At 42.5% G+C, this 14,106-nt stretch carries 13 protein-coding genes; 8 read left to right on the plus strand and 5 right to left on the minus strand.

The window, feature by feature from the left end; all coding sequences use genetic code 11:
- The first annotated feature begins 94 nt into the window (after positions 1-94).
- Positions 95-841, plus strand: coding sequence for an ABC transporter ATP-binding protein (locus Q9R46_RS10375; RefSeq protein ID WP_311279969.1), 747 nt, complete (start codon positions 95-97; stop codon positions 839-841).
- Positions 825-2,459, plus strand: coding sequence for a hypothetical protein (locus Q9R46_RS10380; RefSeq protein WP_311279970.1), 1,635 nt, complete (start codon positions 825-827; stop codon positions 2,457-2,459). Before Q9R46_RS10375 ends, Q9R46_RS10380 begins: the two co-directional genes overlap by 17 nt.
- Before the next feature lie 92 nt (positions 2,460-2,551).
- Here Q9R46_RS10380 and Q9R46_RS10385 read toward each other — a convergent pair whose 3' ends face one another.
- A complete protein-coding gene (locus Q9R46_RS10385) occupies positions 2,552-3,373 on the minus strand; it encodes a MerR family transcriptional regulator (protein ID WP_311279971.1) in 822 nt (273 codons plus the stop codon).
- Positions 3,374-3,505: 132 nt separating this feature from the next.
- Between Q9R46_RS10385 and Q9R46_RS10390 the strand changes: the two genes are divergently transcribed.
- Together Q9R46_RS10390 and Q9R46_RS10395 are read left to right on the plus strand one after the other, a co-directional pair.
- The gene (locus Q9R46_RS10390) at positions 3,506-5,014 is read left to right on the plus strand and encodes an MFS transporter (RefSeq protein WP_311279972.1); all 1,509 of its coding nucleotides are present in this window, start codon (positions 3,506-3,508) and stop codon (positions 5,012-5,014) included.
- 163 nt (positions 5,015-5,177) lie between these two features.
- Complete coding sequence (locus Q9R46_RS10395; protein WP_311279973.1) at positions 5,178-5,741, plus strand: GNAT family N-acetyltransferase; 564 nt, start codon at positions 5,178-5,180, stop codon at positions 5,739-5,741.
- 7 nt (positions 5,742-5,748) lie between these two features.
- On the opposite strand, the gene Q9R46_RS10400 is transcribed toward Q9R46_RS10395, so the two are convergent.
- Positions 5,749-6,642 (minus strand): helix-turn-helix transcriptional regulator, encoded by an 894-nt coding sequence (locus Q9R46_RS10400; RefSeq protein WP_311279974.1) that lies wholly within the window; start codon positions 6,640-6,642, stop codon positions 5,749-5,751.
- Positions 6,643-6,772: 130 nt separating this feature from the next.
- Between Q9R46_RS10400 and Q9R46_RS10405 the strand changes: the two genes are divergently transcribed.
- From Q9R46_RS10405 to Q9R46_RS10415, 3 genes are all read left to right on the plus strand, one after another.
- On the plus strand, positions 6,773-9,481 hold the full coding sequence (locus Q9R46_RS10405; RefSeq protein ID WP_311279975.1) for a glycosyl hydrolase family 95 catalytic domain-containing protein: 2,709 nt from the start codon (positions 6,773-6,775) through the stop codon (positions 9,479-9,481).
- Positions 9,482-9,689: 208 nt separating this feature from the next.
- Complete coding sequence (locus tag Q9R46_RS10410) at positions 9,690-9,851, plus strand: hypothetical protein (RefSeq protein WP_186331772.1); 162 nt, start codon at positions 9,690-9,692, stop codon at positions 9,849-9,851.
- Between the two features lie 196 nt (positions 9,852-10,047).
- Positions 10,048-10,935, plus strand: a complete 888-nt coding sequence (locus Q9R46_RS10415) for an RCC1 domain-containing protein (RefSeq protein ID WP_311279976.1) — start codon at positions 10,048-10,050, stop codon at positions 10,933-10,935.
- A gap of 132 nt (positions 10,936-11,067) precedes the next feature.
- On the opposite strand, the gene Q9R46_RS10420 is transcribed toward Q9R46_RS10415, so the two are convergent.
- Positions 11,068-12,609, minus strand: coding sequence for a glycine betaine uptake BCCT transporter (locus Q9R46_RS10420; RefSeq protein ID WP_311279977.1), 1,542 nt, complete (start codon positions 12,607-12,609; stop codon positions 11,068-11,070).
- A gap of 224 nt (positions 12,610-12,833) precedes the next feature.
- Here Q9R46_RS10420 and Q9R46_RS10425 point away from each other — a divergent pair, with 224 nt between their 5' ends.
- A complete protein-coding gene (locus tag Q9R46_RS10425; RefSeq protein WP_311279978.1) occupies positions 12,834-13,373 on the plus strand; it encodes a GNAT family N-acetyltransferase in 540 nt (179 codons plus the stop codon).
- A 202-nt stretch (positions 13,374-13,575) separates the two neighbouring features.
- Here the strand turns inward: Q9R46_RS10425 and Q9R46_RS10430 are convergent, their stop codons facing one another.
- The gene (locus Q9R46_RS10430; protein ID WP_145331065.1) at positions 13,576-13,872 is read right to left on the minus strand and encodes a spore coat protein; all 297 of its coding nucleotides are present in this window, start codon (positions 13,870-13,872) and stop codon (positions 13,576-13,578) included.
- A gap of 11 nt (positions 13,873-13,883) precedes the next feature.
- Positions 13,884-14,084, minus strand: a complete 201-nt coding sequence (locus tag Q9R46_RS10435; RefSeq protein ID WP_311279979.1) for a hypothetical protein — start codon at positions 14,082-14,084, stop codon at positions 13,884-13,886.
- Positions 14,085-14,106: the final 22 nt, after the last annotated feature.

A 14,106-nucleotide genomic window follows, 5' to 3' on the forward strand; every position in this document is an offset into this window, starting at 1 on the left:
AATAACTTGAAGGGATGGATACGTATGAAAACTAAACAATTAATCGATTTGTATATGAACGAGAAAAATGGATTTGAAAGCGAGGAGCTAATTAATGAAACTGGTATTACAGAATTTAAGGAAGAGTTTTGGTGAGAAAAACGTATTAAGTGATGTAGATTTTCAGTTTGAAAAGGGAAAAATCTATGGCCTTCTTGGTCGAAATGGTGCTGGAAAAACAACCTTATTCAATTGTCTGGGCGGCGAGATTCAGGCGGATAGCGGCACAATGGAACTTATTAACGAATCGACATCGCGTCACTTGGAAGTCGATGATGTAGGCTATGTCTATTCCCTGCCCATGTTACCGGAATTTCTGACGGGATATGAGTTTGTACGATTTTTTATAGATGTTAACGTTGATGTAATCGAAGGGCGAGGAGATGACATTGATGGCTTATTCGCCATGATGCACATGACATTAGAAGAACGCCACAAGCTCATTAAACAGTATTCACACGGAATGAAAAACAAAGTTCAAATGATGCTGTTCCTGCTGATCAAACCCGCAGTGATTCTCCTGGACGAACCTTTGACTTCCTTTGATGTCATCGTTGCAAGCGAAATGAAACAGCTGCTGCGTGATCTGAAAAAGGATCATATCCTCATTTTCTCAACCCATATCTTACAATTGGCAACGGATCTGTGTGATGAGTTAGTTATTTTAAATCATGGGAGTTTAACTCGGATTTCACCTGATCTTCTTACTCAACCCGACTTTGAGGAACAAATTATTAAGTTATTGCAACATGAAGGCGAAGAGGGTAGCCAGAAGGAGAATGCCGATGCAGGGAATCTTTAATACGATTTCTCGCATGTGGCAGTTGCAGGTGATCACGCTAGTCAACCGTTTAATATATTTCATGCAAAGGTTACCGGTTGTAGGCACCTTCATTCGTGACCGATCATATGCTGCTTTCCGGGCGAAACGAACATTAGGTGCAATCGCAGTTATTTTGATGTTCGGTGCGGGTTTAATAGAGAGCTTACTCTACTTCTTGGGAATGCTCGTAATGCCTATCCTTATATGGACGGAAGATCATTTTACAGAGCGATTTGCGCTTGTTCTTCATATGTATTTTTGCATTAGTGGCGTGATGGGTGCAGTAACGGGTGCGAAAGTGCTGGAAACAAACAAGATGAAGTATACTGCGATCAAGCTTATGCGAATAGCTCCAACTCGATTTATGCGAGCTGTACTGTTTCACAGGTATACCACATTTTTCTTGTATCAAGGGATAGCCTTTACGCTGGTCTCCTTATTTTTTAATTTTTCGATCAGCCATGTATTGCAGGTCGTGGGAATCATGACTTGTTGGAGAGTCTTATGCGAGTTTTTACATTTGGCAATATTTCAGCGGAGGGGTTTTGTTCTCATACAGAAAACGTGGGCTACGAGTTTAACAATGTTAATCTCACTGACTCTTGCTTACCTTCCTTTAACCCAGTGGAGCATTCCTTTATTTGGAGCTGCGATATTGGATCACCGATGGCTTGTGACAATCATCGTATCGTTAGGGGCTGTCGCTGGGTATGTCTTGCTCAAACATACGGATTATGCCGCTGCAGTACGAGCAGTAACAACCTATGCTGATCCTTTATTAAACAAAGAGATCATGATCGCTGATCTTCAACAACGAATGATCCAGTCTACAGAGAACGACTTAAGTTTACTATCCAATTCTAACTCTGCTATCGTCGAGCAGAGCACCCAGAGCACCTTAGACAAAAAGGGATACGAGCAAATGCACGCACTCTTTATAAAGAGACATATTAGTCTCCTTCGAGCACCGTTTCGAAGACGTATACTAGCCATTATAATCTTAGGCTTGATCTTGTCTGTCTTGACACTTATTTTCAAAGATCATATTTCGCTGGATGAGGCAGGAAGATTTACGCCTTTACTCATTCTGACCATGCTAAGTCTGACGGTAGGTAGTCAAATCTGTAAACTATTCTTCTTTCATTGCGATATGCCACTTATGCGCTATGCATTTTATCGCAAGCATACAAAGCAGCATTTCCTTTTACGGTTTAAAAGCTTACTAAGCACCAATCTAAAATTAGGTTTGTGTTTTGCGGCTGTCATAAGTGTGTCTATACTCATACTAACTGAGGGAAGGAACCTAGATTCACTTCTTGCGATCTGGATTTTAATTATTACGCTGGCTGTTTTTTTCTCAGTACATCATCTATTGTTGTACTATGTGCTCCAGCCCTATACAGCCGAGCTGGAGACCAACAATCCTCTTTTTACAATCGTAAACAGTCTTATCTCATTAGGCATGGTTGTCGCGATTTTTATAGGGCCTACACTTTGGGTATTAACTATTGCACTAATTGTGTTGACTGTAAGTTATCTGTTTTGTGCGTTACCTCTTGTAAACAAATATGCTCATCACCATTTTAGAGTCAAATGAGAGTGAACATATTACACGTTTAACATTGATCCCCCCTTTTTAAAAAGAAGGGGGGATTTTGTTATTCATCTGGCATGCAAACGAGGGAGATATCAATGTGATACCTGAACAAATATCCGTATTTTATAGTCGTCTGGATTCTTTTCTGTCCAATAGGTGTGCAGGTCCAATGCATATACATCTCCGCTTACTTTCATTCCTTTACTTGCAATGAACCTTTTGATAACAGAATACGTTTGTGGCATGCTATCGTATGGCCCTTTATGATCTATAACTGCATATAAACCTGCAGGTTTAATAAACAGCTTTTCTTCAGGAATAGGGGCCTTTATTTGGTTAGCTATGTATTCAGGATAATCGCCCCCGGATTGAAATCGGTCTTTACTTATAATCGTCCAAATCGCAAATTCATGATCGATATAGTTTGTTTCACAATAGTCCCGATGTTCGGTTAATTTTTTGGCAAACTCCTTATCACCGTCACCTGCATCCAGTTGGGTAGTTATAAAATATTCCTCTAGGCATTCCAGAATCTTTGGTGCGTTTGGTAACTCTACTGTTGCTTCCTCTGTCATCTTGATGGCACTTGTCAGAATATTTTGCATTTGAGTAATTCTACGTTGTTCTCTTTCCAACTCCACCTGTTTTTCTTTTAACATATTTATGAGTAGAGGCGTATTTTGCTTCTGAAGAAACACCTTGATTTCCTCAAGTGAACTCCCGGCTTTTTTGAGCACAATAATCAAATCAAGTACAAGACATTGTTGAACGGAATAATAACGGTAGCCTTTAGAATTGACAAATTCAGGTTTTAACAGTCCAATATCATCGTAATGAAAAAGGGTGTGTTTAGTCACTCCGCATGTTTTAGCTAGCTCACTGGTTGTGAAATATTCGTTTGATATATTCGACATTTTTCTATCCTCCATGCCTTTATAGCTATGTATTAAATTCGCTGAAATTGTTTGTTGACTATAGGGTTACCCTATACATTATAGTTCAATATGCTAAAAGTTTAAAATAATTCGTATGGAGGAAGATTACTTATGTCAACATTCAAACGCTGGATGATTTTATTCATTGTATCCAGTGCACTCTTACTCATCGTCATGGATATGACGATTCTTTACACGGCTATGCCAACGTTAACACATGAATTAGGTGCGACTGCTTCACAAAAATTATGGATTTTAAATGGTTACTCCCTTGTTATGGCGGGTTTGCTTCCCGCAATGGGGACATTAGGAGACCGCCTTGGTTATAAACGGGTTTTCTTAATAGGTTTGATTATATTTTCAATAGCTTCAATTACTGCGGCTTTTGCTCCCAACCCCTATGTTTTGATCGCGGCAAGGGTACTTCTTGCTGTTGGAGCATCGATTATGATGCCTGCTACCATGGCAATCGTCAGAGTTACGTTTACGGATCCGCGTGAGTTAGGCTTGGCTATTGGTATTTGGGGTGCTGTTGCCTCAGGAGGTGCAGGACTTGGACCCATTATTGGTGGACTTCTTCTCGAGTATTTCTCGTGGGGATCTGTATTCTTAATTAATTTACCCATCGCAATACTAGCATTTGTACTAACCATATTGCTCGTTCCAAAACATAAAGGTGATAGAAGTAAAAAGTTTGACTTAACCAGTTCAATCCAAATTATGATTGCCTTGGTGACTCTAATTTATGCGATCAAGGAGTTTACTCGCCGCGAAGGTTCGGTAACTTTTGCAATCATTGGAGCTGCTGTCGGCATTGTGGCACTTGTTATCTTTATACGTCGTCAGAACAGAAGTTCCGATCCGCTTATTGACCTTTCATTATTTAAGATACCTCTGTTTACCACAGGATTTATTACGGCAATGGTAGGTTTATTTGGTATGACGGGAATTCAATATATTGTGACGCAACGCCTTCAATTAGTTGAAGGTTTCAGCCCACTACTAGCCGGAGTGTATACGTTAACGATCCCTTTTGCATCCGTCATTGCAGCCCCAGTGACCGGAATGCTCTTGAATCGCTTCAATGTTATTTATATAAAGAGTGCTGTTCTATTCCTAACAGCAGCAGGGCTAGGAATCTATCTTGTACAATTTGATTCAGGCATTGCTGGTCAGGTTCTTGGCTTAGCAGTTTTCGGAGTAGGCTTAGGTGGCGGAATGACTGTGGCTTCTCATTCTATAATGAGTAGTGCTCCGTATGAAAAAGCAGGGATGGCTGCATCGATGGAAAGTGTGGGATATGAAGTTGGTGGAGCTACAGGAATAGCCATAATCGGCAGTCTATCCGGTCTTGTGTACACGTTAACCATGAAAATCCCAACAGGATTGAATGTTTCAGTAAAGGTGAAGGATAGTTTGGATGAAGCTTTAATCGTAGCAGAAGGGCTTCCTGCATCAGCCTCAGAAGCATTAAAACAGGCCGCACAATTTGCATTTGATCAGTCCTTTTTCGCTGTTATCGTGGCCATTATTGTGTTATTTGTAGCTGCTTCATTAAGCATGCTATGGGTTGGATCACGATCAATAAAAAAAGTAGAAGAACCGCGGCGCTTGGGATAAGGTGAGGAGGGGAGCGCTCTCCCATTGAAGTCGCTTTTATAGCGGCTTCTTTGTTTTGATCAAGACAAGCTGACTTAGTCTTATAAATAGTATAATTAATAGAACTCGCTGTTGATCGACAACATGAGACAGGAATTGTGATAACCATCTGGAGGCGATTAAAGTGCTCGAATTAGAGTTTGCAACGATAAAGACCTGGGATGAAGCCTTGTGGGCGCGGATAGAGCGGATCTATCGAGAGGCTTTTCCAACCGGCGCCAAGACAAAAGTGATTCTGCACAGTATGCTGGATCGTGGAATTGGTTATTTACACATGGGCGTGCATCAGGGGGAGGTAGTTGCTATGGCGGTTACTGGACTGGTAGGGAAGGGGGAGGAACGTTTGCTGATCATCGACTATCTCGCGGTTGAGCAGAAGTTGCGCGGATCAGGCATAGGCACGTGGATGTTGAAACAGCTCCGGGCTTGGGCAACAAGGGAACATGGGGTCGAAGGCATAATTATCGAGGCGGAGTCCGGGACAACAGAGGCTCATCTGGAACGAATTCAGTTCTGGCAACGGAACGGGTTCGTTCTAACCTCCTATGTTCATCAGTATAGCATGGTGCCAGAACCGTATCAGGCAATGATGTTGCCACTGGGTAGAAGCAAGCATGTGCCTGATGATGGTAAAGCACTATTCCGTTATATCAATGCTTTTCATAGGGTTGCTTATCGGAAGAGCTAGACGCAGTCTAGGTTATACGATTCTCACTGCGATATTTAGAGGGAGACTGGTTATAATATTTTTTAAACGAATGACTGAATCGTTCCGGTGTGGAAAAACCTGCCGCGATAGCTACCTCTCGAATCGGCAAATCGGTCGTCAGCAGAAGCTGCGCTGTAGCCTCCATACGCGCTTGCCATTTTTTGTCCTTAAACGACATTCCGTATTGCTTCTGCACGGTCCTTTCTGTCTGCCTCGTGCTTAGTCCAATTTTATCTGCAAGCTGTTTCAATGTTATCCATTGATAATCATATAAGAAACTGTTCTCAATGGTCACAAGCCTGCTATCATTTAATGTTTTAACCGGTGCATTCCGTACCGCGGTGGGATCTTGGCGATAATGTCTGATCGTTCGCGCTACAATCATCTCCAGTATGTTCGTTGTCATTTGATGAAAACCTATTTGTTTGAGTGACACCTCCCGAGCAAGCATCTCAAATAAAGTCATCATGTTTTCCTGATCGGGGCCGATCCAGAAAGGCGTATCCAGTAGCCACCTGGAGAGAACCCCCTTCGTCGGAAGATCCCTTGTGTTTTGCTTCAGTTGGAGGGGTCCCGAAATAATCTCGAAGAAAATACAATATTCGGCCATGGGGTCCGTTTGATCTGGAATTTGCTCATGCTCGACCTCAGGGCCAGTCATAAACAACGTGCCGGGCGTTAAGGAATAATGCTGGCCGTCGGCAATAAGAAGCCCCTTACCGCTCGGAATATAATGAAGCTCATAGCTTCCATGACTGTGGCTGTGTTTGGGCATCGTTTGATGAAAATAACCGAATTTTACATAAAGTACGTTAAGGACAAGGTCATCGAGTTTTAACTTGATATCCATATCATTAATATCTATCGGGGGTAGACTCATCGTTTATTCTCCTCTGTCGTAATGCGACATCATGAACGGAACTTGGTCGGCTCTTGTGATAACACAACTCCCTTGCTCATCTCTATAATTATATCTATGAATCCATGAATAGGAAACGGGGGAGAAGAAGTTGGGAAAAACGAGAACTAATCTGTACGATAGAGGCAATTATGCTCTGCATTATACCGAAATACCCGTTTTAAATCCGGGGCACGCTTGGAGAGATGGCATGGTAAGTGGAAATGGAAGAAACGGCTATATCACGTCAGGTTCGCCGTATTCCGACAGCTTTATTTTTCAACATATGTGGTTCAATTTCCCTTCCGCTGACCCCAGAGAGATACCACCAGAACTGACTAGTCAATTGCAGGAAGCCAGACAAAATGTGTTTGAACAGAATGACCAATGGAAAATCAAACACGACAATGGCGAGACCCGTGTAAGAACATTCTATTACAGTTACCACCCGGGTCATCAGCTTCGCTTGAACATGATAAACAGAGGACAAGTTTCAGATTATAAACGTTGGACGAACTATGAAACGGCTGAAACTGGCGTAAAATATCGTGATAACGACGGCCTGTGGGTACGGACTTCGTTTACATCCAGAATAGATGACGTGTCCATCACCAAGCTGGAGCATTCCGATCTTGGCAAAAAAATAAATATGGTATTGCAGCTTGATGATATTTCACATATGGATGGAGCACATAATGGGACGTCCGAAGTTCGTGCACTTCGATACAAAAAACTGGTGGACCCCGAAGCCCGTTATCTTGCTCAAGTGGCCCATTATCCATCTTATGCAGGCAGTGAGTTGTGCCATGGAGGATATGCCGGAGTCACTCAGATTATTGTTGTTAATGGTACGAAGGAACGTATTGTGCTGGAAGACTCAGGCGAGGAGATGAATGTAGGGCAGGAACAAAACCCGGCAATTCAGATTAAAGATGCGGATGCCGTATTTCTGATCACAACTTCGGGACGAACTCATGAAATGGGCAGTATAGAGAACTTTGCCGACTGTTCAAGCTACTTCCTTGTAGATGAGTTGTTACAGCACACCCAGTCGGTCGTGCAGAAGTATAGTCATGCACAATGTGCATTTGATTATGAACAGGCACTTTCATTACATGCCGCATGGCATTCCCGTGAATTTAATACTGTACGTTTTGCTCTGGGTGGCGATGAGGAACACAAAGATGTGGATAATCTGAAACTCATTGAACTGCAACAGGCATCCCCAAGCCGAATTAATCATGCTTTTATGGAACAGGTCTATAACCAGGGACGGTATGCTATGATCTGTTGCAGCGGAAGCAGCGCACCTCGCTTATACGGGATGTGGACAGGCGAATGGAATCCGGGATGGAGAGGCATTTACACACTTGATGCGAATGTGAACCTGCAGGTCGCAGCCATGAATACGGGGAGTCTGACACAAGCTCAGCTTGGGTACGTCTCATTTTTCCTCAGAAATGCCCCGGATTTCGAAGCTAATGCCCGTATGGCCTACGGCATGCATGATGCGATTCAGGTAAGTGTTAACTCGGACGGAGATCGTGCTATGCATGTCGAATATGATAACGACTATCCTTTTGAATACTGGAATGCCGGTGCGAGCTGGTGTTTACTTCCTATTTTTGAATACTGGCAATGTTTCGGCAATCGCGATATCCCCATTGTGGAGGAGATGAACATCGATCGTCTGCAACCGCTTTTATCTGTTCATGACAACGGCTTATCCGATGAGGCATTCTCAAGTTTGAAGGAACGCGGTACGCTCAATCTGCTTCGAGATATTTTACTGCCGCTGCTTACCAAGCAAGCTAACTTCTGGGAACAAATCTGTACACCTGAGTATTTCACAGATGTTACGGGACAATCGCGTTATGAGCCAGGCAAACAATCATTGCTTGCTGGTGAGCGTTATATGATTATTCCTACGTATTCTCCTGAAAATCATCCAATCGGTTATAACAGTACCATCACCGCAAACGCTACGATGGACATTTCTGCAGCACGAGATGGATTAAATATGGTTATTCAAGCGGAGATGGCTTTAAAGCGCCGGGGATATGAGAAAGCGGTAGACAAGTGGAACAAATTGATGGAACAATTACCAGCATACCGTTACGATAAAGATGGTGCACTCTGTGAGTGGGCCATGGCCGAGTATATTGAAAACAACAATCACCGGCATCTGAGCCATTTATATGTTGCCTGGCCTGCGTATGAAACCCACGGTGATGCTGACCTTGCATCTGCTTCTGCTGTAGCTCTGGCAAACAGAGACCAGTTTAACACAACGGATGCAACAGCAGGACATGGCTGGATGCATAAGGCACTCGTACATGCACGCTTAAAAAATGCAGATGGTGTCCTTCATTCACTCCTGCCGATGATGACCGCAGAAGGTTATTATAATTCTTTGATGACCGATCATGATACCAACCGTAGAAATCATTGTTATTGTACGGACACCGCTTTTGGTGTAGTTGCTGCGGTACAGGAAGCACTGCTCTATTCCAACACGGGAGAGATTGAAGTCTTGCCTGCACTTTCTTCAGACTGGGTGTCCGGTAACGTCGACGGGCTAATGGCAAGAACACAAGTGAAAGTAAGCCGTTTGTCATGGGATCAAGCAACCGGGACAATAAGCGTAGTTTTGTCTTCACTTATTCAGGATAACGCCATTCGACTGAGTTCGGGATTGCCATGGACAACCGCGCTGGTTGATGGAGTGGGGGCACAAGTACACATGAATGGCAGACAGCAATATGTGAACTTAACACTGCAAGAAAACCAGGAGACTTCGATTGTTTTCAGTAGGACTTGAATAGGGCTTAAATCTCAAAGAAGTGGAAAACGGCAATATTGTAACAGCAGCAAATACCTTTTACAAATATTATCAGTAGGTTATAATACAATCACTAGATGAAATTACCCAACAATAAAGTGAAATATTGTTATTCTTCAGTGAAGTTTGCTTCACAACTCATTTGCTTTAACAGAACAAATTTCATAAAAATATGGGAGGTATCGTTATGGTCAAGAAGAAAATTTCCACAGCCCTGAGTGCAACTTTAATCGTTTCTATGTTAGCGACTGGTGTAATCGTTGCGATCCAAGGTAAAACGGCATTAGAGGCAGCAAAATCAGCAGGGGATAAGAAGGTTGAAGTCATCAAAGGTATTGAAAACAACTGACACGACAGTCACTAGAATCAAAAGTTTGCAACATGATAGAATTTCAATAACATAATTAATGGATTAACCTCAGAATAGTTATATCATCTGAGGTTTTTTCATTAGTAAAAATAATCTCCTTGAACATTATTAAGGAAAGTGGTTTAAATGAATGAAAAGAAAGCAACATTTGGATCCCTTATGAAAGAGGAACGATATGGACTACATTTCACGCAAGGAAGCATGGTTTGATACGAAACGCCTTCGCAATTCTACTGTAGCTACGGGTCGTCGTCATACCGTTGGTCTTAAAGCAGACGGTACAGTAACAGCTGTGGGAGATAATAAATACGGACAATGTAATGTAAGCAATTGGAGCAATATCGTCGCAGTTGATGCTGCAAATGTTCATATGGCTGCAAACACGGGTAATGCCCACACCGTTGGCCTTAAAATGGATGGTACGGTAATAGCTGCAGGTTGGAATAAACATGAGCAATGCAATGTAAGCGAATGGCGCGATATTGTTTCTGTTTCAGCAGGTTGGTGTCGTACTGTCGGGGTTAAGTCAGATGGAACGGTGGTTGCAGTGGGGCGAAATAACGAAGGGGAGTGCAATGTTAACAGCTGGCGCGACATTATAGCGGTCACGACAGGGGACTGGCATACAGTCGGTCTCAGACTAGACGGTACAGTAACAGCCGCAGGCAACAATAAGTATGGACAATGTAATGTTAACGACTGGAGCAACATATTAGCTGTCTCCGCCGGGTATCTTCATACGGTTGGGCTTCGATCAGATGGTACAGTAGTTGCTGCAGGTAGGAATAAGGAAGGTGAATGCGACGTAAAAGGATGGCGGGATGTTGTGGCCATTGCAGCGGGAAGTTATCATACGGTTACTCTAAAATCGGACGGTACGGTCATTGCTGCGGGTTCAAATAAACATCAGCAATGCGCTGTAAGTGAATGGCACGATATTAAAGCTATTTCAGCAGGATGTGCTCATACTATAGGACTGAAATCAGATGGTACGGTGGTTGCGGTGGGTGATAATGATTATGGACAATGCGATGTAAATGAATGGAGTAACATCCAACATTAACAATAAAATAAAATGATACAAAAGAGCACCCACGCAAAGGTGGGTGTCCTCACTGTCTTTCTATAAAGGTTGTATACGTTAAAACCCGAGACATACATGACCTGCTTGAAATTTGAGATTTGGATTTGCAATTTAGATTTGCAGGTTATCTTGCTCTTCAAGCATTCGTTTCAGCATTTGGCGTTGCCGTTTTTCTTTCTGACGACGCTCACGATCCTCCGCTTGCAGAGCTTTGAGAAGAGAGACGCACATCCCGATCAGAACAACAGCGAATGGCAATGCGGCCACTATAGAGGCTGTCTGTAGGCCATTCAATCCTCCACTGATCAGCAGTACGACCGCGATAGCGGACTGAAGAATTCCCCAAGTTAGCTTTACTCGATTACTCGGATTCAGCCTGCCATCTGAAGTCAGCATGCCGAGTACAAAGGTAGCTGAATCAGCCGATGTAACAAAAAAGATCATAATCAAGATTGTAGCGATAAATGCTACGATCGTGCCTAAAGGCAGCTGTTCCAGCATAAGGAATAAAGCAGTTGTTGTATCTTCCTTGACAGCCTCTGCCAGACGCACGCCATCAAACAATTCCAGGTGAAGTCCAGTTCCGCCGAAGACGGAGAACCAGATAAATCCGAAAAGGCTTGGAATAAGCAGGACGTAAATTACAAATTCCTTAATGGTTCTACCTCTTGATACCCTCGCAATGAACGTACCAACAAAGGGAGCCCACGCAATCCACCATGCCCAGTAAAATAACGTCCACGCTCCGATCCAGGTTTCTCTTGAAAACGGCGTCAGTCTCAAACTCATGTTAATAATATTCTGTAAATAACTACCCATGGTTGTCGTGAATGTATCGAAGATAAACGTTGTTGGGCCAGTCACCAATACAAAAAGCATTAATAACACAGCGATCACAAGGTTGGTGTTGCTTAAAATCTTAATCCCTTTATCCAGACCGGAAGTCGCCGAAATTAAAAAAAGTACAGTTACAACGGTGATAATAACAACCTGAACTATTGTCGTATTAGGAATTCCAAATAAATGACCCAGCCCCCCGCCAATCTGAAGCGCACCCAATCCAAGCGAGGTCGCCACACCAAAGATAGTGGAGATGACCGCCAGTATATCAATGGCCTTACCAAGCCAGCCTGCAGCAAGTCGCTCACCGATCAGAGGAATAAAGGTGGAGCTGATCAAACCTTTGTAGCCTTTCCGGAACTGGAAGTAAGCAAGTGCTAAACCAATGACGGTGTAGATCGCCCAAGGATGCAGCCCCCAGTGAAAAAAGGAATACCGCATTGAAAGTCTGGCTGCCTGCGTAGTACCGGATGCTGCTCCTTCTGGTGCAGATAAATAGTGGGAGAGCGGTTCAGCAACTCCCCAGAAAACGAGTCCAATGCCCATACCCGCGCTAAACAGCATGGACAGCCAGGAAATCGTAGAATATTCCGGTTCATCATCGTCATCCCCAAGCCTAATACCGCCAAATCGGCTGAAAGCCAAATAAAAAGCAAAGATCAGAAAGAACAGTGTCGCCAGCAAATAGAACCAGCCAAAATTTTGAATCGAGAAGTTGTAAGCTACATTAGCTACATCCGCCAGCTGATTCGGTGCCACCGCTCCCCATATTGCAAATAGTGCAACGATGATAATTGTGATTGTAAATACCATGATGAGACCTCCGTTATGTATGCTTTTACCAAACTGTTCCTTAGTATGTGCTAGTCCAGCTTGTAATCATGCGAAAAGCCAGCTGTTGATAAAATAAAACAAACCAACGTATATTGAAACATCCTCACCTAAATATATACTAGCGAAACAAAATTGAGTGTTGGTAGTCTTTATATAAGACCTAATTATTAATAACTTAGACCTATAGTAACAGGAGTGGTAATTTGAAAATAAAACAAGTGCATGAATATAATATTGACGAGAAATTAGAAGCCGATATACAAAATGTATTGAATCGTTGTTTTCCTGAAATTTACCCGACAAATCGAATATATTTCAAGCAATTGCCCCATCTTAGATTTCTTGCGTTTAATCAAGAGAATCAACTTGTGGGACACGTTGGTCTAGACTATAGAGTAATGAATTTAAATGGAGAAATTATAAAAGTGCTAGGTCTAATTGATTTATGTGTTTCAATAAATAACCGCTCTGAAGGAATAGGTTCGTTGTTGTTATCAGAAATAGATCGATTATCCAAAAAGGGGAGCGTAGACTTTATACTATTGTTTGCAGATAATACGAATTTGTATACGAAAAACGGGTATCAAACGGTGGAAAACAACTGTACTTGGTTGAAAATTAATCATGGATCGCAGAATACCATAGATATAGGGAGCGAATCCATTAATGGATTAATGATTAAGAAGGTTGGAAACAAAGAGTGGGTACAGGGGAATTTAGATTTGTTAGGGTATCTATATTAAGTTAAAAATCCCAATTTATTATAAACAAGCTGTGTTAAAAGAACATATTCCTTCTGAAGTCGCTATATGCTTTTCATTTTTATTGGTACAAGTCCGTGACCTGAGCTACGGGCACGAACTTGTTATCGGATTTCACAGAAACATAGTTTACTCAGAAGTTTGTAACAATTAAATCGGACCTGACCATTAGAGTTAAGCCTTCTCAGGGCAGCAAATTCATAGCCGTTTGAATGTTTTTCAGATCGAGCTGAATTTGTTCAGGCATATTGTAAGGGTGGTATAAGCCTTGCTTCACCATATAATTTGATATTTTTTCATGAGAGTCTATGGCTTCGTCAAGGTGTTTCATCAAAATTTGCTTGATTTCGGGGGTGGCGCATTCGGTCACAGCCATGGCGTAATTTCTGACTCCGCTCTTCGCGTTTATCAACAAATCCATTGCAATCACATCATCAGTCAGCGTATGGAGACCTGACATGTGTTCTAGTATTGGGTTCATTTTTTTATCTCCTATACAGTCGCTTTAGACAGCACTTCACCGAGTTCCTGAAGCTGCTGTTGGGATAATGTCATATCTTGCTGCAAAATTTGCATCAGCTCCGGGTCGGTGACCAAAGCTTGCATGGTCATGGATTTAGTCACGCAAACCGTCTTGAATGCAGCTATTTCATGTACCTCGAGCATTTCATGTAAGGCATATTTGGAATTCATTCCGATTGTCCTCCCGTGGTCT

Source organism: Paenibacillus sp. RRE4 (assembly GCF_031844205.1).
Taxonomy (GTDB): domain Bacteria; phylum Bacillota; class Bacilli; order Paenibacillales; family Paenibacillaceae; genus Paenibacillus; species Paenibacillus xylanexedens_B.